This window comes from Candidatus Woesearchaeota archaeon, from assembly GCA_018303425.1.
Classification (GTDB): Archaea; Nanobdellota; Nanobdellia; order Woesearchaeales; family JAGVYF01; genus JAGVYF01.
Map to the genome: position 1 here is coordinate 1 of JAGVYF010000010.1, position 22,693 is coordinate 22,693.

At 33.1% G+C, this 22,693-nt stretch carries 21 protein-coding genes and 2 tRNA genes; 8 read left to right on the forward strand and 15 right to left on the reverse strand.

What is annotated here, in order from left to right; translation table 11 throughout:
* Nucleotides 1-489 precede the first annotated feature (489 nt).
* A complete protein-coding gene (locus J4418_02190) occupies nt 490-828 on the reverse strand; it encodes a hypothetical protein (GenBank protein ID MBS3112866.1) in 339 nt (112 codons plus the stop codon).
* Between the two features lie 181 nt (nt 829-1,009).
* Nucleotides 1,010-2,287: a DNA primase gene (locus J4418_02195; protein MBS3112867.1), complete on the reverse strand. Its 1,278-nt coding sequence runs from the start codon at nt 2,285-2,287 to the stop codon at nt 1,010-1,012.
* 450 nt (nt 2,288-2,737) lie between these two features.
* On the opposite strand from J4418_02195, the gene J4418_02200 reads away from it, so the two are divergent.
* From J4418_02200 to J4418_02215, 4 genes are all read left to right on the forward strand, one after another.
* The gene (locus J4418_02200; GenBank protein MBS3112868.1) at nt 2,738-3,448 is read left to right on the forward strand and encodes a serine protein kinase RIO; all 711 of its coding nucleotides are present in this window, start codon (nt 2,738-2,740) and stop codon (nt 3,446-3,448) included.
* 46 nt (nt 3,449-3,494) lie between these two features.
* Nucleotides 3,495-4,052 carry an RNA-processing protein gene (locus J4418_02205; protein ID MBS3112869.1) on the forward strand — a complete coding sequence of 186 codons (558 nt, stop codon included), beginning with the start codon at nt 3,495-3,497 and terminating at the stop codon, nt 4,050-4,052.
* Between the two features lie 183 nt (nt 4,053-4,235).
* On the forward strand, nt 4,236-5,912 hold the full coding sequence (locus tag J4418_02210) for a DNA topoisomerase VI subunit B (protein ID MBS3112870.1): 1,677 nt from the start codon (nt 4,236-4,238) through the stop codon (nt 5,910-5,912).
* Nucleotides 5,905-6,981, forward strand: coding sequence for a DNA topoisomerase IV subunit A (locus tag J4418_02215; protein ID MBS3112871.1), 1,077 nt, complete (start codon nt 5,905-5,907; stop codon nt 6,979-6,981). The genes J4418_02210 and J4418_02215 overlap by 8 nt, the downstream gene beginning before the upstream one ends.
* A 36-nt stretch (nt 6,982-7,017) precedes the next feature.
* Here the strand turns inward: J4418_02215 and J4418_02220 are convergent, their stop codons facing one another.
* The 4 genes from J4418_02220 to J4418_02235 form a co-directional block, all read right to left on the reverse strand.
* A complete protein-coding gene (locus tag J4418_02220; protein ID MBS3112872.1) occupies nt 7,018-7,170 on the reverse strand; it encodes a hypothetical protein in 153 nt (50 codons plus the stop codon).
* Between the two features lie 13 nt (nt 7,171-7,183).
* Nucleotides 7,184-7,257 (reverse strand) — tRNA-Cys (locus J4418_02225).
* A gap of 23 nt (nt 7,258-7,280) precedes the next feature.
* A tRNA-Arg gene (locus J4418_02230) sits at nt 7,281-7,400 on the reverse strand.
* Between the two features lie 57 nt (nt 7,401-7,457).
* The gene (locus tag J4418_02235) at nt 7,458-8,666 is read right to left on the reverse strand and encodes a replication factor C large subunit (GenBank protein MBS3112873.1); all 1,209 of its coding nucleotides are present in this window, start codon (nt 8,664-8,666) and stop codon (nt 7,458-7,460) included.
* A gap of 115 nt (nt 8,667-8,781) precedes the next feature.
* On the opposite strand from J4418_02235, the gene J4418_02240 reads away from it, so the two are divergent.
* Complete coding sequence (locus J4418_02240; GenBank protein MBS3112874.1) at nt 8,782-11,232, forward strand: valine--tRNA ligase; 2,451 nt, start codon at nt 8,782-8,784, stop codon at nt 11,230-11,232.
* A gap of 49 nt (nt 11,233-11,281) precedes the next feature.
* On the opposite strand, the gene J4418_02245 is transcribed toward J4418_02240, so the two are convergent.
* The 5 genes from J4418_02245 to J4418_02265 are packed head-to-tail and all read right to left on the reverse strand — an operon-like array spanning nt 11,282 to nt 14,415.
* A complete protein-coding gene (locus tag J4418_02245; protein MBS3112875.1) occupies nt 11,282-11,563 on the reverse strand; it encodes a hypothetical protein in 282 nt (93 codons plus the stop codon).
* A gap of 2 nt (nt 11,564-11,565) precedes the next feature.
* A complete protein-coding gene (gene cysS, locus J4418_02250; protein MBS3112876.1) occupies nt 11,566-12,966 on the reverse strand; it encodes a cysteine--tRNA ligase in 1,401 nt (466 codons plus the stop codon).
* Entirely contained in the window at nt 12,967-13,200 is a 234-nt protein-coding gene (locus tag J4418_02255) for a hypothetical protein (protein MBS3112877.1), read from the reverse strand.
* Nucleotides 13,201-13,205: 5 nt separating this feature from the next.
* Nucleotides 13,206-13,739: a fibrillarin-like rRNA/tRNA 2'-O-methyltransferase gene (locus J4418_02260; protein ID MBS3112878.1), complete on the reverse strand. Its 534-nt coding sequence runs from the start codon at nt 13,737-13,739 to the stop codon at nt 13,206-13,208.
* Nucleotides 13,723-14,415, reverse strand: a complete 693-nt coding sequence (locus tag J4418_02265) for a hypothetical protein (protein ID MBS3112879.1) — start codon at nt 14,413-14,415, stop codon at nt 13,723-13,725. The genes J4418_02260 and J4418_02265 overlap by 17 nt, the downstream gene beginning before the upstream one ends.
* A gap of 51 nt (nt 14,416-14,466) precedes the next feature.
* Between J4418_02265 and J4418_02270 the strand changes: the two genes are divergently transcribed.
* From J4418_02270 to J4418_02280, 3 genes are read left to right on the forward strand one after another with little or no spacing between them, the layout of a single operon-like run.
* The gene (locus J4418_02270; protein ID MBS3112880.1) at nt 14,467-15,024 is read left to right on the forward strand and encodes a M50 family metallopeptidase; all 558 of its coding nucleotides are present in this window, start codon (nt 14,467-14,469) and stop codon (nt 15,022-15,024) included.
* A 49-nt stretch (nt 15,025-15,073) separates the two neighbouring features.
* Entirely contained in the window at nt 15,074-15,991 is a 918-nt protein-coding gene (locus J4418_02275) for a hypothetical protein (GenBank protein ID MBS3112881.1), read from the forward strand.
* The gene (locus tag J4418_02280; GenBank protein MBS3112882.1) at nt 15,978-17,699 is read left to right on the forward strand and encodes a hypothetical protein; all 1,722 of its coding nucleotides are present in this window, start codon (nt 15,978-15,980) and stop codon (nt 17,697-17,699) included. Before J4418_02275 ends, J4418_02280 begins: the two co-directional genes overlap by 14 nt.
* A 49-nt stretch (nt 17,700-17,748) precedes the next feature.
* Here J4418_02280 and J4418_02285 read toward each other — a convergent pair whose 3' ends face one another.
* The 4 genes from J4418_02285 to gatD all read right to left on the reverse strand — a co-directional run bounded on the left by J4418_02285 (nt 17,749) and on the right by gatD (nt 22,406).
* Nucleotides 17,749-18,678: a metallophosphoesterase family protein gene (locus J4418_02285; protein ID MBS3112883.1), complete on the reverse strand. Its 930-nt coding sequence runs from the start codon at nt 18,676-18,678 to the stop codon at nt 17,749-17,751.
* A gap of 136 nt (nt 18,679-18,814) precedes the next feature.
* Nucleotides 18,815-18,979 (reverse strand): hypothetical protein, encoded by a 165-nt coding sequence (locus tag J4418_02290; protein ID MBS3112884.1) that lies wholly within the window; start codon nt 18,977-18,979, stop codon nt 18,815-18,817.
* Nucleotides 18,980-19,255: 276 nt separating this feature from the next.
* The gene (gene gatE, locus J4418_02295) at nt 19,256-21,100 is read right to left on the reverse strand and encodes a Glu-tRNA(Gln) amidotransferase subunit GatE (protein ID MBS3112885.1); all 1,845 of its coding nucleotides are present in this window, start codon (nt 21,098-21,100) and stop codon (nt 19,256-19,258) included.
* The gene (gatD, locus tag J4418_02300; protein MBS3112886.1) at nt 21,090-22,406 is read right to left on the reverse strand and encodes a Glu-tRNA(Gln) amidotransferase subunit GatD; all 1,317 of its coding nucleotides are present in this window, start codon (nt 22,404-22,406) and stop codon (nt 21,090-21,092) included. Before gatD ends, gatE begins: the two co-directional genes overlap by 11 nt.
* Nucleotides 22,407-22,693: the final 287 nt, after the last annotated feature.

Genomic DNA, 22,693 nt, shown 5'->3' on the forward strand with positions numbered 1-22,693 from the left:
ACCCAAGAATCTTTGATTCTGGGCACAGAAATGGCTCAGCCATTTATTGTGTATTGACGGATAGTCCCCCTGCCGATTTTGACATTATATACTAATATACAGACAATGAACTTTCTGGACAACGCCTATATTAGGGGCTTTGCACAGTAATTCCTCTTATTCACGGAATATTTGTGCAGGATTCTCATTTGCACAAAAATTCAAATTTTGTGCGTGTTCTTCAAAGCTTTTTTATAGTGCATGCGATGATTTTGCATGCACAACTTATTCCCACATGCACGACGTAACCTACCAACTTAATAGCCATGGAATTTTTTTGTGCAAAACATCCATTAAATGTGCAGAAACTTTTAAATGTGTAAAGCCTATATTAGGGTTCATTCTAATAAAGTAATAGTATTAGGATTCATTGTAATTATTATTTAAAGAAAACCAAATATATCCAAATCCGGTGAGCAATTTACTCCCATTCATCCCTAAACTTGAATGTTAGGAATTTCGACTTATTTGATTTAAATAATCTTTAACTAATAAATTGCCGGCAGGTTCTGCCCATTTATCTAAAGAATAATAAATTTTTTCAACTTGGGGCCCCCAAGAATATTGACCTTGCTCCTTTCTAATCTCTTTAATTTTAAAAATCCCTAAATTGACCCCTTTCTTTAAATGATAATAAACAGAGCGCATAGTTACTCTTGGAAAAATGTTAGAATAAATCTTATAAATCTCATACGCATAACCATCACCTAAAAAATAAAGAATCTCAATTAAATTTTGGCGGATTACTGATTTAACTGGCCTGCCTCTCACTTCATTTTTGTTCATCATAACAAATAAATAAAAGAAGAATTATTTATAGATTTCGTTAATAGGAAAAAATGATTCACTCTCCAACTTTGTGATTCACTCATAACTGTCCAGTTCAATCACTCCAAGCTTCAAAATAATTTTAGAGATAATCAATTTTTGAAATAATCGCAAAAAATGCACATTACCCGCATCAAAAAATCTATAAATCGTTCAATGTCACAACATTAACTTCGGTTTCATACGGCTGAACCGTCGAATGCATTGCAACAATATGTGTAACAGGAATTTTTTCACTAACTCCTGCCAAAATTTTGTCAACTGCCCCGTCAAACACAACAGCATAAACAGCAGTGTTCAAACTTTTCAAAGTAGACATTAACTCTGAAACTGGAACTTTTCCCAAAATATTAAGTTCATTATCTAATATATATCCGCCCCGGGTGCCAATTAAAGTTTCAAGCATATCTTTGAACTTTAACCTTTCTTCAGGCTTTAACAAATTTTTTTGTCTTTCCATATTAGTCACTGGCTTTCTGACTTGAACCACGGGCCTTTGAATAACAGGTTTTTGCGCTATAGGTTGCATTCTTCTGGCATTAGCTGCACTATATGAATTATGCCTTGTACCTTCAATTGCAAGAATTTTTTCAACATCAAGTTTGCCTTGTTCAGCTGAAACTTTAGCTCTAATAGATTTATGTATCTCTTTTTTAGTTAATTCTTCAACTTCTTTGCCATCCGGCGCCCAAGTTACAAAATCAATATCTCCCACTGTAAAAAGTTCTTTAAGAATTAAATTACCGCCCCTGTCTCCATCTACAAACACAGTTAATATCTTTTTCCTAGATAAATCAATAATAGTTTCAGGTACAGATGTCCCATTCATTGCAATAACATTTTTAAAACCATGCTTAAGTAAATTTAATACGTCAGCTCTGCCTTCAACAACCAATAATTCGTCAGACTCATCAATTGCAGGACCGCAAGGTAGCCTCTCTTTACCATACTCCCCGATTTCAGTTATCCTAACGGAATGCGCAACTTCTTCAGCAATCTCTTGAGAATCTGGTAACACATTATCCATCATATTTTTCAATAATTGCTTAGCTCTTTCAATAACATAACTGCGTTTAGCAACTCTAACATCTTCAATATTAACAACCAGGATTTTTGCATTGCAAGGGCCAATACGTTGTATAATTTCTAAAGATGCGCCCACTATAGAAGTTTCGGCCTTATCTAATGAAGATGGAATTACAATATTACCGACAGTTTTACCGCTTCTAGTATCAACATTAACTTCAATCCTCCCGATTCTACCGGACCGTTGTAATTCTCTTAACTCTAAATCAGAACCTAGCAAACCCTCTGTCTGGCCAAAAATTGCACCAATAACGTCAGGTCTATCTACCACACCTTCAATGTTTATGGTTGCATTTACAATATATTTTGCTGATACTGGGCTTATTTTTCCCATTGGAATCTTCCTCCGGTCATTTTTAAATATAGAACAAGCTCTTAACAATACTAATCTATTTTTCATACACTGTTGCTACTTAAAGGATTCTTTGTGAAGTGTGTGAATATGAATTGAATGAACTTATTCTATTTTTATGAAAATCAAGCAGTACTTGATTATGAATAATATATGAAAATGTTGCCCGAAACACAAACTCCCAAGGATCATTGCTTGGTGCGCGAAATTAAAATTTCTTGCATCCTATTAAGGACTTTGCCGTAACTCCGTTGAGTACTCTCGTGACGGGCTGTATTGCATAAGAGTGTCTCTTTATCATTGATCAAAAGAGGACCCATTTACACAAGTCTTCTGTAATAAATAGGAACTATGGACCCTTTATAAAGGTTCTGGTAAAGATAAAGATATTTATATAACACATTTATAAACTAGAATTTATTTAAATATATCATGGTTAAAAAAACAAAAGAAATTTGGAAAACCTATCAGGGCGTATTTGACCAATTTACTAATAGAACTTTATTCAAATTAGCAAGCCAGGGTCATTTTTTAGAGTTAAAAAGTCCAATTTCAATAGGTAAAGAATCACATTTATTTACCGCTACAACAAATTCTGGCGAATTTGTAGCTATTAAAATCCACAGACTTGAAACTTCAGACTTTAATAGTATGTATAATTATATTAGAGTAGATCCAAGGTATAATTGGCTAAGAAAGCATCAAAGAAAAATTATTTTTGCATGGACACAAAGAGAATTTAGAAATTTATTATTAGCCAGAGAAGCAGGTGTTTCAATACCAAAACCTATTGCAGTCAAAGAAAACATCTTAATTATGGAATTCATCGGCAATAAAGAATCCGCGCCCCAATTAAAAAATCAATTTCCTAAAAAACCAAAACTGTTTTTAGATTTAATTATCAAAAACATGAAAAAAATGTATGAAGCAGATTTTGTACATGGCGATTTATCCGACTTTAACATTTTAAATTACAATGAAAAACCGGTTTTAATAGATTTTTCACAAGCTACAAACATGTCAGCCCCTAACGGAGAAGAACTTTTTGAAAGGGATATTAAAAATATTTCAAATTTTTTCAGTAAACAAGGTTTAAACATAACACCTTCTAAATTAAGAGAAAAAATAGTTAGAAAAACGTAAGTCTTTTAAAGCAAAGCAAAGCTTTCTAATTAAAGGTTACAGAAAGATGGAACAATACTCATACGATATTAAAATCCCGAAAGCTAGAATTGCTGTGTTAATTGGTAAATCTGGAGAGATTAAAAAAAAGCTCGAAGAAGAAACAAAAACAAAATTAAACATAGATTCCACTGAGGGGGATGTAGAGGTACAAGGTTCAGATGCAATTGGATTATTATCTGCTAAAGAAATTATCAAAGCTATTGGAAGGGGCTTCAACCCCGAAGTTGCATTATTATTATTAAAACCGGAGTATGTTTTAACAATACTAATTTTAAATGATTACGGAAAAAAAGTAAACATACAAAATAGGTTAAAAGGCAGAGTTATTGGCAAAGAAGGAAAAACACGAGAACTTATTGAAGAACACACTGAAACTAATGTCTCAATATATGGAAAAACAATTTCAATTATAGGGGAATCACAAAATGTAGCAATTGCAAGAAAAGCTATAGAATCCTTATTAACCGGAAGTCCGCATGCGCCAGTATACAAATGGTTAGAAAAAAAGAGGCGGGATTTGTTTGAGATGAAAATTAAAGAATCTCATTATAGAAAAGAATAATAAATTTAGCACTGTAAAAATCCTCAATAAAATTGAGCAATGGGAGATTATATAAAACAAGAGTTTACTCCTGCTATTAATTATGTCCATTATGATTTTATTTGCGGAACAGCCCATAGAATAGGATTTCTACAAAACCAAGAATTAAAAAAGTTTATAAATTAAAAATTATTAAAATAAAACATGGAACAACAAACCCTAACAGAACAGCCTTTACAAACTAATACTAAAGCTCATGAATTGGCAAAAAAACAGCGCGAGATAGGCGTTGCTGAATTCTTTGCAAAAAATCGGCACTTGCTTGGTTTTGATAATAAAAGAAAAGCATTAATGACAACAATCAAAGAAGCAGTTGACAATGCTTTAGACGCTTGTGAAGAAGCAAAAATATTCCCTGAAATAATTGTTGAAGTTATTGACATGGGTAATGATAGATTCAGAGTGATTGTTGAGGATAATGGTCCCGGAATTGTAAAAGCCCAAATTCCTAAAATTTTCGCTAAACTTCTATATGGTAGCAAGTTTCACACAATGAAACAAAGCAGAGGACAACAAGGAATAGGCATAAGTGCAGCTGTTATGTACGGACAATTAACAACTGGCAGACCTGCGAAAATTACAAGCACTATTGGTAAAGGGCACCCAAATAATTATGTTGAATTGATGTTAGACACTCAACGTAATGCTCCAAAAATACTAAAAGAAGAAGAAGTTGAATGGGAAAAAGAGCAGGGTACAAGAATTGAATTAGATCTTGAGGCAACATATCAAAAAGGAAACCAATCTATTGATGAATATTTAAAAGAAACCGCTATTACCAACCCGCATGCAACAATAATATATACAAACCCTAAAGCCGAACAAATCATTTTTGCAAGAGCAACCGAAGAGTATCCAAAAGAACCGGTTGAAATTAAACCTCACCCACACGGAGTGGAACTCGGTTTCATGCAAAAAATGTTGGAGATAACTGAATCAAAGACATTACAGGCATTTTTATCATCTGAATTTTCAAGAGTTGGTGTGGGCACAGCAAAAACTATTTGCGAAAATTCTGCGCTTTTGCCTAATACTAAACCTAAACAAATGTCAAGAGAAATGGTGGAAAAGTTAATGGAAGGAATTAAGAAAACTAAATTAATTGCTCCGCCAACAAACTGCATATCACCGATTGGCGCCGAAATATTAAAACGGGGTCTAAAAAAAGAGATTAGTGCAGAATTTTATATAACGACAACAAGACCCCCTGCAGTGTATAGGGGTAACCCTTTCCAAATTGAAGCCGGTATTGCATACGGGGGAAACCAGCCAACGGACAAGCCTATTAATATATTGAGATTTGCCAACAGAGTGCCATTATTATTCCAACAGTCTGCTGGAGCCATTTTTAAAGGAATAATATCAACAAACTGGAGACAATACGGCCTTAGCCAAAGTCAAAAATCATTACCAATTGGACCATGCACTATTGCAGTGCATATCGCATCAGTATGGGTGCCTTTCACTTCAGAAAGTAAAGAAGCAGTTGCGCATTATCCCGAAATATTAAAAGAAATAAAACTTGCATTGCAAGAATGCGGAAGACAACTTGCAAGTTATGTGCGAAAAAAGAAAAAATTAAAAGAACAAAAAGAAAGGGCAAACATATTTGAGCGTTACATAGGCATCGTATCGGAATCAATTGCAGAATTAGCAGATGAAAAAGTTGAAGAAATAACTGAGGCTTTTATGAAAATGATCCAAAAACCTGAATTGCAAGCTGAAATCAATCAACTAGATAAAGAAGATGAAAAATATCATTCAACTGGTTTCCATGAAGATGAACTTGATGATTACAATGAGGCAGGTACTGATGAGTAAATCAATAAAAGCATTAGAAGATTTAGGAAAAAATTTAGTTAAACAAATTAAAAAACAGGAAAATCCGACAATTGAATTCAACGTACGTTCATTATCAAATATTGAATTTAATAAAAGTGAAAAACGTCTTACTCTTGGTTCAAACATCTCAAAAAGGTCTTTCTTTAATGTAGGTCACGCTAAAAAATTTATGCAAACGTTAGAAGTTGCAAAAATTGCTAAACAATTATTAAAAATTCAAAAACACGCAAGTTTAAGAGATGTTTTCTATATGGTAAAACGTACTATTAAAGGCACAAGTACAAACATTGTAGATGAACAAAAAGAATCAGATAAATCATTAGAAGACTTAGAGATAATCACTGATTTTTCAAGAGAAGAATTAAATATTAACGCCAACAAGATGGGTTCAGTGGCAGGTAATGTGACTATCCTTGATAGGGGAGATACAATTAACTGGTCAAAATTAGGAAGTGGAGGTTGGTCAATTCCTTCTAATGTTGAAGATATCGAATTTAAAGAAGTCCAAGCAGAATATGTAATTTACATGGAAAAACAAGCAGTTTGGGAACGTCTCCATGAAGACAAATTTTGGAAAAAACAAAATTGTATCATTGTAACTTCACAAGGTCAAACAACTAGGGGCATTAGAAGATTGCTTCAAAGACTTGCAAGAGAGCATAAACTTCCAGTATATGTATTAGCAGATTTTGACCCATGGGGATTTTATATTTATTCAGTGCTTAAATTTGGTTCAATAAGTTTAGCACATATGTCAGATAAATTATCTGTGCCTGAAGCTAAATTTTTGGGTATTACTGCTGAAGACATTGAAGATTATGGACTGCAAAAACATTTCATTAAATTAAAAGATATTGATATAAGCCGCCTAAAACAAATGTCTGATTATCCGTGGTTTAAAGATAATAAACCCTGGCAAAAACAATTTGATAAGATGAAAAAATTCAAAGCAAAAGCAGAAATTCAAGCTATGAGTGCACGCGGTATTACATTTATTTCTGAAACATACCTCCCTGAAAAGATTAAGAAAAGAAATTTCTTGGATTAAATATCCAATTTATAAGGTAATCAAATTATGTGAAAGTCAAATAGGATTACCCCCATTGTTTTCTTCTTCAACAGGAATAAGATAAATTTTCTTAAGATACAATTCAACATATTTTATATTCCAAATTACGTTAAGAAAAGAATCTTCATCTTTCGTAACTAAAGTAAATGCTAAAACTTCCGAATCCAAAAAATATAAAAAAAGGCGGTACTGAGATTTGAACTCAGAATCACCGGGTTGCAGCCGATTGCCTTAACCAGATTTGGCTATACCGCCTTAGATGATTATTAAAAATTGAACGGACCTGGAGGGAATTTCAAAGCTAAGCTTCCCAATTGTTACAGCAAAGCTCTAACTATTCGAACCCTCGACTTACAGCTTAGAAGGCTGTCGCCCTATCCAGGCTAGGCTACAGGTCCATGATTAGTGAGATAAAAGTAGCATTTATAAAGGTTTTGAATAACTCAAGAGCGAATTTACTTTCTTAACCAAGCAATCTCATCTTTATCTAAATCTAACTCTGCAGAAATATTATTACAAAATTGTTTGTCTTTTTTCAAAATAATCTGTAAATAAGGCAAAACATCCTGCATAATTCTTTTAGTTGAGGTATGTGTTTTTATGGCAATCTTTTCAGCAATTGCCTTTTTTTTTGCATTACGCAAATTCGCCATCCACATTTTTAATATTCTGGATGTTGGTTTATAACCTGTAAATTTATACTTTTCATCTTTCGCAACTGCAACACCAGCAGTCATTAACGCATTTACATAAACAAGGTATCTCCAATGTTGCCATCTCCGGATTCTATGGTTAAAAATATCAGCTTTGCCTAACGCCATATACGCGCGATACAAATCCTCGGATTTAGTATATTCTTTACCAAGATTATAATCAACCCACATTCGCGCCGTATCTAAATCCTCATCAACATTATCAAAAGCAGTTATTGCAATTTTCGGGTCAGTAGTCTTAAAAACTTTCACTAAAGCCTGCGGCATTGTTTCAGTTTGTTTTCTACCCTCAAGTTCTTCCAGCCCTTTTCTATCAAAAGTCTTATCCAGACAACTTAACAATTGTAAATCAACGATAGAACCCCGTAAATCTCCACCAGCTCTGCGCGCCAAAGATTTTAAGTCTTGTTCTTCATAAACAATATTTTCTTTTTCACAAATTTTAGCTAAATATCCATAAATATCATTATATTTCAAAGCATCAAACTCTACAATGACAGAAACTTTTCTAAGCGCTGAAAACTTTTTATCATAAGGATTATTAGAAGTCATTATAATTGGAAATGAACTTTGATTTACAATATCAACAATTGCAGTTGCTCCGCCCCTATCTTTCGTACCAGATAATCCATCTATCTCATCAACTAATATCAGTTTGCTTCTTGCAAAAAGGCTCATTTGCTTAGATGCCGAACCAATAATTGAAGAAATTGCATCTTTATTTCTGCAATCTGAGGCGTTAATCTCAATAACTTCAAGACCAATTTCGCCAGCTACGGCATAAACACTGCAAGTTTTTCCGCAACCTGGCGGACCATATAAAATCATGGCCTTCTTCCGGGCATTTTTATAATTCAAAATAAAATGTTTCAGACTAACAACTGCCTTCTCTTGCCCAATTATTTCGCCAGAATTCTTTGGCTCGTATTTTTTAGTCCATGCTTGTGTCATAAATAAATCCATTTTTCATAATTTTATAACTTTCACATTAAGTGAACTTAAACTAAGCCATACTAAACCTACTAAACCCATAACCTTTTTAAATACTATTATTATACTGATATCCATGGAGTTACCTCAAAGATACGAGCCAAATAAAGAAGAACCTAAATTACAAAAATATTGGGAAGATACGCAAATTTACAGATTTGATCCTGATTCAAACAAACCAATTTATTCTATTGACACCCCACCGCCAACAGTATCCGGAAAAATGCACATGGGCCACGCATTTAGTTATTCTCAACAAGACTTTATTGCAAGATACAAAAGAATGCAGGGATACAATGTTCTGCAACCTTTCGGTACTGATGACAATGGATTACCGACTAAACTTCTTATTGAAAAATTAAAAAGTGTTAAAGCAAATGAAATGGATAGAAAAAGTTTCACAAAACTTTGCCTCGATACATTAAATACCGAACTTAAGCCGCGATACATTGAAGACTGGAAAAGATTAGGTATAAGTTGCGATTTCAACATTAAATATTCGACGATTGACCCTCACTGTATTAAAATATCACAAAAATCTTTCATTGATTTATATAAAAAAGGCAGACAATACAAAACAGAAGCCCCTGCAATGTACTGCCCGGGCTGTCAAACTGCAATTTCCCAGGTTGAACTTGAAGATAAAGAATTAGATTCATTTTTTAATGATATTGTATTCAAAATAGACGGCAAAGAATTAATCATATCTACAACGAGACCTGAATTATTACCTGCGTGTGTCGCAGTATTTTATCACCCGGAAGATAAAAGATATCAGCACCTTAATGGAAAAACTGCAAAAGTTCCATTATTTGAAATCAATGTACCAGTCTTGGCTGACGAACGCGCAGACCCGGAAAAAGGCACTGGTATCGTTATGTGTTGTACATTTGGCGACCAGACCGATATGGAATGGCAAAAAGCCCATCAATTACCTATTAAAGAAGCGATAGGTAAAGATGGAAAATTAACAAGATTAGCCCAGAAATATGAAGGTATGAAAATTATAGATGCCCGTAAGCAAATCATTGAAGATATGAGAAATCAAGGCTTATTAAAATCACAAAAATCGATTAAGCATGCCGTTAACGTACACGACCGATGCGGTACTCCAATTGAATTTATACATTCAAAACAATGGTTTATCAAATATCTCGATTTAAAAGATCAAATGTTTAACTGGGGCAACGAATTAGAATGGCACCCTGAATTTATGAAAAATAGGTATGATAACTGGGTAAACGGCCTAGCTTGGGACTGGTGTATTTCAAGACAAATTCCTTTTGGAATTCCTTTTCCTCTTTGGTATTGTAAACAATGCGGCGAAATAATCCTTGCAACTGAAGAACAATTGCCGACTGATCCAACGGAGGTTAACCCCCCGGTTGATAAATGCCCAAAATGCAAATCAACAAAATTTATCCCTGAACAAGACGTAATCAGCACATGGGCAACTTCTTCGTTAACACCAACAATTGTTAAAGAATTATTCAAAGGCAAAAAAGTATATGAAGAATTAATTAGCACCCCAATGGACTTAAGGCCGCAAGCGCACGATATAATTTCGTTTTGGTTATTTAACACAGTTGTAAAAAGTCATATGCATTATGAAATGAAACCATGGCATCATTGCATGATAAGCGGATGGATGCTGGACTCTAAAGGAAAAAAAATGTCAAAATCAAAAGGCAACATTATTGAACCATATGTTATGATAGAAAAGTATTCAGCTGACGCTTTAAGGTACATGTCCGGCAGTGCAAAGCTAGGTTCAGATCTGCCATTTCCTGAAAAAGATGTAATCTCAGGTCAAAAAACCGTAAACAAAATATTTAACGCGTCAAAGTTCTCAATCACGCGCCTTGAAAAATATCAACTTGATAGGCCTGCAAAATTAGAAGTGATGGATAGATGGTTATTAACAAAACTACACAAAGTAATCCAAACTAGCACAGATTATTTTGACAACTATGCCTTCTTTAAACCTAAAGCAGATACCGACAGATTTTTTTGGCAAATGCTATGCGACAATTATTTAGAAATTGCAAAAGATAGACTTTACAATCCGGAACTAAGAGGCATTGAAGAAATGAAAAGCGCCCAATTTGCGCTGTATCATTCATTGTTAAACACTTTAAAACTTTACGCCCCTTTCTTACCGCACGTTACAGAGTTTGTATATCAATCATACTTCAAACAAAAAGAAAATATTAAAAGTATACATATAAGTAAATGGCCAGAGTTCAATAAAGATTTAATTGATGATAAGGCTGAACTTGCTGGGGACATTGCAATTGATATGATTAGCGCAGTTAGGAAATTCAAAGCGCAAAATAACCTGTCAATGAAAACAGAATTAAAAAGCGTAGTTATTAATTGTGAACAAGCCGAACATGAGTCATTAATTTTAAGCATTTCAGAAGACCTTAAATCAGTAACAAAGGCAAGTGCAATAACTTTCGGCAAACTTGAAAAAGAAATGATTGCATGTGATAATTTTCCAATCAGGCTAAACATCCAAAAATAAAATCCCGTTCGAAGCAAAGCATAAGGTATTAAACCCATGAAAAATAAAATTAAGTTATAATAATTCTATGCATTGAATCGTAAAAAGCTTGTTTAGATTTAGATTCATCCGGACTTAAACTTCTTTTAAAATCTTTTAGGCAATAACCGCAATAGGTCGATGATTCATACTGCGGAATTGAAGGATACCACGGAAATTCAATAATTTCCTTATGCCCTTCATGTTCACATTCCTCTCTCCTTTGAGAAAACAATCTCATAACATTTTCAAGCTTATCTGAATAAAGCACTAAATCATCTAAAAAAGTTTTGTTGTAAATATCCCGTGCCATTTTCAATCCCTCTTAACTTTTACACCATCTTGAATATCTTCTATAATATATCCTTTCAACTTAATTTTATCACGCAATTTATCCGATTTTGCCCAATCTTTATCTTTTCTAGCTTGTTCACGTTCCTCAACAAGTTTCATTATATCAGAAGGCACAAAATCGGCTTCCAATGCATCCAAACCTAACCCCAAAACTTGATCAAAATCATAAACTAGTTCAAGTTTTTCTTTAAAACCTAATTCTTTATCACGCAACACTGCCCAAAGCACAGACAAAGCCAAAGGCATGTTTAAATCATCCTCAACCGCATTATGAAATTCCTCTTCATATTTTTTTTTTATTTTGCTAATATCATTTTCAATGGGGCTTAAATTATTTTTATCTTTCAACTCAAGGACAATATTTTGTAACCTTTCAAATGTGTTTTTTGCATTTTCTAAAGCTTCTATCGAAAAAGCAAGCTGTTTTCGGTATTGGGTATTCAAACAAAGATACCTATAATCAAGAGCCTTAAAACCTTGCTCTTCCAATTCAGAAATTGTAAAAAGTCCACCTTTGCTTTTACTAACTTTTTCTCCTTTGAAAGTTAAAAATGCCCCGTGCAGCCAATATCTAACCCAGGGTTTTTTACCATAACATGCTTCTGATTGCGCAATTTCATTAGTATGGTGAACAGCAACATGATCTTCTCCCCCTGTATGAATATCAAACTGTTGACCTAAATACTTAGAGGCCATTGCAGAACATTCAATATGCCATCCCGGAAAACCTTTTCTGCCAAAAGCCTCCCACTCTTGCTGCCTTTCTCCTAATTTTTCAGAAAATTTCCATAACGCAAAATCAGTTTTATTCTTCTTTTCACCCATTTCAACACGCTTACCTGCTTCTAAACCTGAAATATCCAGCTTGGCTAACACCCCGTAATTTGAAAACTTGGAAGTATCAAAATAAATACCATCGGATGTTTCATATGTAAACCCTTTTTTTGATAAACATTTAATCATTTTAATTTGTTCTTCAATATGCTCAGTCGCTTTACACCATATGTTTGGAAAAATAATATTTAACTTTTCTAAATCCGCTTTGAAAACTGCCAAATAATACTCAGCAATCTCTTTTGCAGTTCTGCCTTCCTTAATAGCTGCTTTTTCAATTTTATCTTCTCCGGAATCTGCATCCGAAGTTAAATGGCCAACATCAGTAACATTCATTACATGCTTAACATTAAAATTTTCATAACTCAGAACACGTTTCAAAATATCATTAAAAATATAAGTACGTAAATTACCAATATGCTGATACCAATAAACTGTTGGACCGCAACTGTAGAAACCGACTTCATCTTCTTTCAAAGATTCAAACTTTTCCTTTTTCCTTGTTAATGTATTATAAAATCTAAGCATTTATCTACTTTCCATAGCAATTTGTAATTCACCAAAATCTTTCTTTGCTTCACTAGGTTCGCCAAGTTTTGCAAATTCAACGAGAATATCTTTATATTCCTTATCAATTTCCTCAGGAGAGGAAATTCCTTTTTCAATTTTTTTTCTTAACAATTCAATTCTCCTTCTTAAATACATTATTTCCCTTTTTCGTTGAGTTTCTTTATCTGGTTTTTCGTACGGCATAAATGGCATTTCACTCACTCCTTCTTACACATAATCATATAATGATCTTTTTCATAGGGTTCTAAATTTTTATAATCCTGTATCTTTAAATATTTTTCTAAAGCCGTTTTCACTGTTTCAAATACATCAGATGGATTAGCGCTTACATCAATACTGCGACATTTAACAGCCAATAATCCTATTCCGCCATTTTTTAAAAAAAGATTTACATTTTTCAAAAAAATTTCAACCTGATTCTTTTGCGCAATATCCTGATAAACAACATCGACACCAGATACACGCTTAAAATATGATAATGGTTTATTAGCATCTGCTAAAATTGGCGCAATATTGCCTTCTTTTTTAGATACTTCAATTAGTGCTTGGATTACATATGGAGAAATTTCAACTGCAAATACAAAACCTGTTCGCGCTGCAATATATGACGGAGTATAACCATGAGACGCGCCCAAATATAATACAACATCTTTCCAATTAAATTTAACTTTTAAACCATTTTTCTCAGCAGCAACTAACTTACTGCGACAGGGCTCATACAACTTTTTCATTTAACTCCCTCCTAAGCTTATCTCCAATAAACTGCCCTTTAAAAAAATCAACCTTTGCAGCAATTGCTATCTTATCCGCTAACAACCTGGCCGTTCTTCCTTTATTAGACGAACCTTGGACAAGCTGATGATGAAAAATCACGCCATATTTGGGAGATTTTCTTTCAGGCGATGTTAAAAATTTAAAAAATGCTGACTCTGCGCCTAATATTTGAATCTTGCGCGCCGCCATCTGAGATAATTTTTTTAAAGAGCCGGCAATTTTCAATAAATGACTTGCCGTATAAAAATCAGCAACTGCAAATAAATTAGGACAATGTTTTTCCATTAACCTTTCTAAATATGATTCTTTCTCAAAAATTGCTTCTTCCAAATCAACGCACAATTTTTTATCTTTAATAGGATTCTTTGCTTTATATAAATTATCAAGTTGTTTTACAGTTTCGCGTATAAAATAATCATTGTCTGCAGAAGCATCTAAATCTTTGGCAGTAATCAATAAATTTGCGCATGCAAAACCATTGAAAAAATCTTTTTTCTTAAAAGAATGCAAAACTTCTTTATATGAACAAATATTAATTTTATCAATAATAATTCTACCTTTTTTCTTGCTGAATCTAAATTTCGGCGTAAAATTAAACTTCCCTAAAACATTCTCAAAACTATATGTTGTCATGGTTAAACAAAACGCCATAACCTTTTTAAACCTAACTAATAAATATATGTTATGCTATTCACATTCCAAGAAATTATTGACATTGCAATTATGACTGCAATAACTGGATACATATTCAAGGATTTATTTGCTAAAAGACCAAATCCTGGAAATTACAACCCATTAAAACCTATCAAAAGCAATAATCATTTCTGGTTCGCGGCAGTTGCAGTCGGTTCTTCAATTATCTTGCATGAATTAGGACACAAGTTTATTGCGATTTACCTCGGTTTAGAAGCAACATTCCATGCAGCATACAGTTTCTTAATATTAGGATTATTATTAAAACTAATGAATTTCAGCTTAATTTTCTTAGTGCCTGCTTATGTAAGTCACCCTGCCACAACTCCAATTAACAGCGCAATGATTGCATTTGCCGGACCTGCAACAAACGGATTAATATGGTTAATAACGGGATTAGCAATAAATAAAAACTGGATACAAAAAAAATATTTATCACTTGCATATGCAACCAAATATATAAATGGGTTTTTATTCATTGTAAACATGATACCATTTCCCGGAATTGATGGGTACTGGATATTTAAAGGCCTATCCCAGACTTTATAAATTAAAACCAATCAATTTATAAACAAACTTTATTTTTCAAATACCAATCATGATAAAAAATATTTATGAAAAACATTACAAAGTATTATTAGTAATTCCTATATTGATTCTAGTTCTTGCAATGTTCCAGATCGGAATTCAGTATTTTCAAACAGGCGACTTCCTAAATAAAGGAGTTTCACTCAAAGGCGGAGTAACTGTCAATATCTTGGACTCGAAAATAAATAATGATTTAATTGAAAAAAATTTAAAAATCAATTTTCCAAACTCTGATATTGAAATAAAAAGTTTATCACAAGCCGGAGAAAAAACCGGTTTAGTTTTAAAAATAGATTTAGATGTCAATAATGACAAAGATATTCTTAAATTTAAACACCTAATAATAGATACAGCCCCTAATTTAACACTGGATGATATCGAAGATAACATTCAAACTATTAGTCCAAGCCTGGGAAACAGTTTTTTTAAAACCACTTTCAAATCATTAATAATGGCATTTATTTTTATGGCAATTATAGTATTTTATTATTTTAGAACCATTATACCTAGTTTAAATGTTATTTTAGCTGCATTTTCAGATATAATTGTAACATTAGCAATCGTAAATTTAATGGGGATAAAAATTTCAACTGCTGGTATTGCCGCATTTTTAATGCTTATTGGTTACTCTGTGGATACCGATATTTTATTGGCAACGAAAGTATTGAAAACTAAAAAAGGCACTGTGCTTGATCGAGTTTATGCCGCTATGAAAACAGGTTTAATGATGAGTTCAACCACATTCATAGCAGTATTAATTGCGCTTTACTTCACAATCTCATTAGAGATTAAACAAATAATGTCTATCTTGTTAATTGGACTAATAATAGACTTAATAATGACATGGATACAAAATGCGGGGATACTAAGAATATATATGGAAACTAAAACTATAAACACAGAAACTAAAAACAATGATCAAATTTAAACCGATTTTCAAAAACATAAGAGTATTGGTGCTTTTAATATTTTTAATACTGGCAATTGTATCGATAAATCCAAATCCTTGGAGAGAAGGAGTTGCCATAAGGACAATTGCAACTAATAGTTCTGCAAATTTAGCTGGCATGATTAATCCAAATCCAACACTGCCCCCAATGGCAAAAGAAAGGATTATTGAAATTAATGATAAACCAATATCAAACATAATAGATTACCATAATCTTGTCGATAACTTAGAAATTAACTCAACATTAAAAATTGCAACCGACAAAAAATTATACTATTTGGTTATACGGCCTAAAACTGAAACAATTGTATTTGATGAGTTGATACCGAAAGAAATCATTGAAAAAATAATTGACCCTAAAAGTAATGAAACTATAAATGTAACAAAAACCGTCATGGTCAACAAGACTGTTACAAATATTCTAGGTCCGGAAGAAATAGGTCTAGAAATTTATAATGCTCCAACTAGCAATATAAGAAAAGGCCTTGATTTACAAGGAGGAACTAGAGTATTGCTAGAACCTGAAGAACAAATAAGTAATGATGAAATGACACAGCTTTTAGAAAGTATGAAACAAAGGCTAAACGTTTATGGCTTAAGCGATATCACCGTAACACAGGCTAGCAATCTGCCGGTTTATTTGGGTGGTTCAGGCAAACAATATGTGTTGATAGAAATTGCAGGGGCTTCTAAACAAGAAGTTACAGAGTTACTATCTAAACAGGGGAAATTCGAAGCAAAAATCGGTGAAAAAATCGTATTTATCGGGGGCAAAGATATTACATATGTCTGTAAAGATGCAACTTGTTCAGGAATTGATCCTCAGGCAGGATGCCAGCCTAACGGAAATACATGGACATGCAGATTTAGATTCAGTATAGCTTTAACTCCTGAAGCCGCGGCTAGACAAGCAGACATTACGCAAAAACTAGATGTAATTTCAGAGAATGGCCAAGAATATTTATCAGAAAAACTTACGCTCTATTTAGATAATAATCAGGTAGACGAATTAAGAATTGGCGCAGATTTAAAAGGCAGAGAGGCAACAGATATCCAAATATCTGGTTCTGGTTCAGGCACAATACAACAAGAAGCAATGTTTAATTCTCTTGATCAGATGAAAAAACTACAAACGGTTTTACAAACAGGAAGTTTGCCAATAAAACTAAACATTGCAAATATTGAAACAATATCTCCGACACTTGGCGAAGAATTTGTTGAAAATTCATTACTGATAGGATTTCTTGCAATATTAGGAATAGGCAGTAATATTTTATTAAGATATAGAAATTTAAAGATTGCAATACCAATGACTTTAACGGTAATATCTGAAATAATTCTATTGCTGGGATTAGCATCATTAATAGGCTGGAACTTAGACCTTGCAGCAATTGCAGGTATAATCATTGCAGTAGGAACTGGTGTAGACAATCTAATAGTTATCACAGACGAAGTTCTCACAGGCGATATTAAAGAAATATATAATTGGAAAGAACGGATTAAACAAGGATTTAATATAATAATGGGTGCATATTCTACAACAGTTGTAGCAATGATTCCGCTAGTATTTGCAGGCGCAGGTCTGCTTAAAGGATTTGCAATTACAACAATACTTGGCGCATCATTTGGAGTATTTATCGCAAGACCTGCTTACGCCGCAATAATTGAAATAATTCTTAAAGAATAAATAACTTAAAAATTCAATTAAATAATAATAAATCTATTTCTTACGAAATTCATAATATGGTATGTTTATGACTAGATTCATAATAGGGTATCCACTCATGTTGAAGTCTTGTAACTCCTTTCTTTGGACCTTTCGGATTAATCCAAACATCAACAATACCAAAACCCATATGAGCAGGCAATTTTTTCCCCCTCATAAAACTTGATTGACCGCATAAAGTGCCACTTTCAAAAGCATGGACATTTCGGGTAAACATATACATAGCTTTATGATAATGTCCTTGATGAACAATCGCAGGTTTCTCTCCGCCTGAAAAAGATTCAACTAATTTTTGTAACTTATAACTGATCGCATAAGCTGACCCATCGTTAGGATGAAATAATTTTAAGATTATACCGGGCGCAAGCTCTAAATCCCCTTCATCCTGTCCCAAATGTTTAAAAAGCATTACCCTCTTTTCTAAATCAGCGCCAACTATAGCCCCACCATCATTTTTTTTAAAATACCACTGATCATGGTTTCCATCAATGCCAAAAACCTTAACTGGTAATTGATTATAAAGTTCTGCAGCATATTCCATTTGTTGCTGATACCCCATTTGATTAAGTTCATAAATATGTCCAGGTCTGCCGCTCATGCCCTCTAAATGATCCCCCGTATCAACTATAAATTGAACACTTGCACTTTTAAAAGTTCGCACCATTAAATCCCATAAATCTTCATGAAATTTTTTATGGCCTATATGCGCATCAGAAAAATAACCATATCTTATCTTTTTAACATTGGTCCCAAAATCTAATTTTTCAACTTGTGAAGGTTTATAACGGCCCGATTTTAAAATTGCTTCCAATTCAGCAGGGCTCATATTATGTTTATGAAGTAACTTCTCTAACCTTTTTAAATCTTGATCACTTGCACCAACTATTGACCCCGCAGTTATTTCTTCAGAATTTTTTTGTTTATCAGATTTTTTTGCCATTCAAATTTCACCTGCTAAATTATGGATTTCCTTTCTTTAAATAATTTGTGTATCCGAAAAAAATATATTTTAAGCTTCACTTAATTTAACCGTTGATTATCCCATGTAATCAACCTAGTTTTATTCAAGCATTATTTTAATCTAGTTTCTGATTTTTCTGTTCAAGACGTTTGTCAACTACATCTCTTATATGTTGTAATATAAAATCAGGCCTGCTTCTAAAACTATTTGATTCATCTGCGACTATCTCATCTATTTTGTCAACCAATGGTTTGGGTAATGGTACGTTTACATATAACATATTACACCTTTGCCAAATTATTAAGCCCTTTAAATGATAGATAATGCACACCTACTATACACCTAATTTTAGCTATCATTATTTTTATTTATGTATTAAGATGTATATTAACTTTTCCATTAGAGGGCGCTGTCCAGAAATTCATTGTCTGTATATTAGTATATAATTTGAAACATAAAGTAACCAAGAACGTTCTTGCAGTTATACTTAAAGAAGATACTAATTGACAATGAAACGACTCTGGACAGCGCCCATTAGAGAGATATAAACGTGTCATTAATGCGATTTAGAATAATTTTGATCAAGATTAAAAATTTTATTCAATAATTCAACTGCTTTTTTTCCATCTGCCTTACCCTTCAATTTTGCCATAACTTTGCCAATCAATGCGTTAAAAGGCAGTCCTTTATTTTTAGAAACAATTTGTTTGATGCAATCTTCCAGCATATTATCATCCATTAATTTAAAATTATCAATCACTTGATTAACTGGTTTATTTTTAGAAAGAATTTCTAATATGGAATCTTTAGCAATTTTTCCGCTATCAAGCGCACTAAATAAAATATTAAAGTCTTCATCTGATGGGCCAATATCAACAGCATACACATGCTTAACGGCTTTTTCACTTTTGAGGTAAGTCTCTGCAATAAATGCCGGTTTTATATTTTTAAATTCGCCACAAAACTTTTCAAACGGTAAAAATTGTTCAGATTTAGCAACAAGTTGCGCCAAATCTTTACTTAATCCAAACTCTTTTTCATATCTTAATGATTTTTCACTTATCAATTCAGGCAACTTTATCCCTAATAAATCTGGAACAACGGGTAATATATCAGTCTCAGGATACATTCTGGCAGCCCCGGGCATTAAACGCATAAAGCTTGTTGTTGCGTCAGTATTAACCTTTCGCACCTGTTTAATTACGCCTTTGGGCAATAGTTTAACTCTGTCAATTACGCCATATAAAGCACGATTGCTTTTATCAGGTAAATCCGCAACAATAACAAAAGCGTCTCCATCTTTATATTCTAACATATTTTTAATATTTTCTACATCAGTATCAGTTATACCATATTTAGGAAGTTCGTCTGAATGAAATATTCCTCCGACGCCCCCCCTTGCTTTGGCCCAATCCGATACTTCTGTACCTAACCTTCGGCCAGGCTGGATTTCTTGGCCTAAAAAACCATGTAAACCTTCTAATTTAATTCCCAGAACCACTCCGACTTTTTCTAAAGCATTTTTAATTACCTTCGAATCCGAACCAATAAACAGTTTAGATAAATCATAAATCTCACTAACTCTAATTTTTTGTGGAACTTTTTTAGAAATATCAATTAAACTTTTTTGTCTTATAACTTCATATTCAACAATTTTTGGAATCATTCTCAAATCTTGTACGCCCTTAATTTCAACCCTATCAGCTCCAGCAATATTAATATTAATATCTTGCCTAATTGTACCAAGCCCACGTTTAGCTTTACCTGTGCTGCGCAAAATCATTCCGATATATGCTGCAACTTCCCTGCATTGTTCGGGAGTATAAATCTCTGGCGCAGTAGACAATTCAATTAATGGAATCCCCAATCGGTCTAAACGCCAGGTTACAATATCAGGTGTACTTTCAACTTCCTTAGCTGCTTCTTCTTCAAGCAATATTGTTGGAACTCCGACATCCCCGAAATCAAAATGCAATTTACCTTCAACTGCCACTAAACCAGTTCTCTGAAACCCAGCTGTAACTGATCCATTCGCAATAGTTTTTCTCATAAACTCAATTCTATCAGAAACTTTCGCATTTAACATTTTAGCAACTTGTAAAACTATTTCCAAGGCTTCTAAATTTAACGCGCCCGGAGGTTCTTCATCAAGCTCAACTAGGCAATTTGTATCAGAATATCCTTCATATATAAAGCTTAAACCTTTTTCCTTTTCCATTACAGCTGCAATATCAACTGAACCGGTTTCACCTGCAGATGCGCGTATTTTTCGTTTAAATATTATATCTGGTTTATCATCTCTCAAATCCGAAGGACAATTACAAAATAATTTATGAGTATCTAACTGCTGGTGAATCTCAAGACCAATTTTCAACCCCAATTTTATATAATCAAGTTCCATTTTTTTTATAAAGATAGCTTTTAGGATTAATCCTATCAGTAATCTCTCCTCTCAAATTTTGAGTTATCAAAGTTTTAGTTTCATCTTTTGAATAATTGGATAATAACCATGCTAATTTTATAAAACTTGTTTCAGGAGTCATATCTGAAAAATTGCCGAGTACACCCATTTGTTGAGCCTTTCTTTGATCAGAATAAACATTCATAACAATTCTGCCATTAATTGCCTGTGGCGCTTCTACAACAATTACACCATTTTTAATTAACTCTTCAATTGCACAAAATATTTTACCAGATTCTTTGGTTGATTCATCAATCTCAGTAATAGGCAGACAACCTAAGCCGGTTGCTTCAATAACTAAACCTTCGTAATTTTTATAGAACAAAAATTGGTCTGCATACATATTGGTATGTTGCTTCATTAACGCAACTTTAATATCTTTTTTGATAAGCTTAATTTTAAGTTGATTTTTTCCGGCAATTTTATAATTATTCAGTAAATATTTGATATGTTTGTCTCCATAAGAAACTTCTGCCCATGGCAAAGTATTGATAGGCCTAAAAGCATCTCTTCGTGATGTATGGAACTTTCGTGTTTTTGTTGCCGGAAGTATGTGACAAAAATCATCATCGGTATTAGCATGCATACATATTCCAACTTCCCCAAAATCTGAGTGTACAATAAAATAAACTGCATTTATCAAGTTCATATATGCGTCTGAACTGCCCCGATCAGAACTGCGTTGCGCGCCAACAAGTATTACCGGTGAAGCTAAACCTTCCAAAATAAATGATAAAGCCGCTGAAGTATAATGCATAGTATCTGTGCCCTGCGTTACTATCACTCCTTTAACACCACGATCTAACTCTTTTTTTACTTCTTTAGCAATCAGGTTATAATGAGAAAATCGCATGTCCTGTGACCACATATTTTCAATTAATCGGCTGTTAATATTAGCATAATTTTTGAGTTCTGGAAACATTGCAAGAATTTCTTTAGGCGTGAATCTTGAAACTGTACCTCCTGTTTTATAATCAACTTTAGAAGCAATGGTTCCACCGGTATGTAAAATTGTAATTTTAGGTAAAGAATCGTCTTGTTCATTTTTTTCAGATATAACTTCAATAATGGATTTACTTTTTTCGATTAACTCAATTTTAGAAATATTTTTCTTAAGAATGTCCAAATTATATCCGTTATCAAGCTTTATAATTTCATAATTTTCATCTGATGAGGGCATAGAAATTCCTTCAAATTCTTTATCTTTTGTCTTTATTTTTATTCTATCAGATATATTAAATTTCATTGTCTAGAAAATAGATTAGTCATTTATAAATGTTGTCTCTTGTCATGATACTTTATTAAAATTAAATTTTACTAAGGACCTCACTACCTTTCCATGTAAGATATAAATAACACCAAAGTCAAATATATCTATAATCTTAAAAATACACGCTAAAACTGATACTAACCGATACACAAATTCTTTTTTAAAATAAAAACGATATAACCTCGCCTATCCCACCATTTGCTTCGCTCATTCCACAGCAAGCTGTGGGGTATTACGGCGAGGTAAATTCAAAAATAGTTAAT

What these genes read in the sequence shown, in the direction of transcription:
- J4418_02190 (MBS3112866.1), bottom strand. Translation starts at nt 828, where the DNA reads ATGATGAACAAAAATGAAGTGAGAGGCAGGCCAGTTAAATCAGTAATC.
- J4418_02195 (MBS3112867.1), bottom strand. Translation starts at nt 2,287, where the DNA reads ATGGGAAAAATAAGCCCAGTATCAGCAAAATATATTGTAAATGCAACC.
- J4418_02200 (MBS3112868.1), top strand. Translation starts at nt 2,738, where the DNA reads ATGGTTAAAAAAACAAAAGAAATTTGGAAAACCTATCAGGGCGTATTT.
- J4418_02205 (MBS3112869.1), top strand. Translation starts at nt 3,495, where the DNA reads ATGGAACAATACTCATACGATATTAAAATCCCGAAAGCTAGAATTGCT.
- J4418_02210 (MBS3112870.1), top strand. Translation starts at nt 4,236, where the DNA reads ATGGAACAACAAACCCTAACAGAACAGCCTTTACAAACTAATACTAAA.
- J4418_02215 (MBS3112871.1), top strand. Translation starts at nt 5,905, where the DNA reads ATGAGTAAATCAATAAAAGCATTAGAAGATTTAGGAAAAAATTTAGTT.
- J4418_02235 (MBS3112873.1), bottom strand. Translation starts at nt 8,666, where the DNA reads ATGACACAAGCATGGACTAAAAAATACGAGCCAAAGAATTCTGGCGAA.
- J4418_02240 (MBS3112874.1), top strand. Translation starts at nt 8,782, where the DNA reads ATGGAGTTACCTCAAAGATACGAGCCAAATAAAGAAGAACCTAAATTA.
- J4418_02245 (MBS3112875.1), bottom strand. Translation starts at nt 11,563, where the DNA reads ATGGCACGGGATATTTACAACAAAACTTTTTTAGATGATTTAGTGCTT.
- cysS (MBS3112876.1), bottom strand. Translation starts at nt 12,966, where the DNA reads ATGCTTAGATTTTATAATACATTAACAAGGAAAAAGGAAAAGTTTGAA.
- J4418_02255 (MBS3112877.1), bottom strand. Translation starts at nt 13,200, where the DNA reads ATGCCATTTATGCCGTACGAAAAACCAGATAAAGAAACTCAACGAAAA.
- J4418_02260 (MBS3112878.1), bottom strand. Translation starts at nt 13,739, where the DNA reads ATGAAAAAGTTGTATGAGCCCTGTCGCAGTAAGTTAGTTGCTGCTGAG.
- J4418_02265 (MBS3112879.1), bottom strand. Translation starts at nt 14,415, where the DNA reads ATGACAACATATAGTTTTGAGAATGTTTTAGGGAAGTTTAATTTTACG.
- J4418_02270 (MBS3112880.1), top strand. Translation starts at nt 14,467, where the DNA reads ATGCTATTCACATTCCAAGAAATTATTGACATTGCAATTATGACTGCA.
- J4418_02275 (MBS3112881.1), top strand. Translation starts at nt 15,074, where the DNA reads ATGATAAAAAATATTTATGAAAAACATTACAAAGTATTATTAGTAATT.
- J4418_02280 (MBS3112882.1), top strand. Translation starts at nt 15,978, where the DNA reads ATGATCAAATTTAAACCGATTTTCAAAAACATAAGAGTATTGGTGCTT.
- J4418_02285 (MBS3112883.1), bottom strand. Translation starts at nt 18,678, where the DNA reads ATGGCAAAAAAATCTGATAAACAAAAAAATTCTGAAGAAATAACTGCG.
- J4418_02290 (MBS3112884.1), bottom strand. Translation starts at nt 18,979, where the DNA reads ATGTTATATGTAAACGTACCATTACCCAAACCATTGGTTGACAAAATA.
- gatE (MBS3112885.1), bottom strand. Translation starts at nt 21,100, where the DNA reads ATGGAACTTGATTATATAAAATTGGGGTTGAAAATTGGTCTTGAGATT.
- gatD (MBS3112886.1), bottom strand. Translation starts at nt 22,406, where the DNA reads ATGAAATTTAATATATCTGATAGAATAAAAATAAAGACAAAAGATAAA.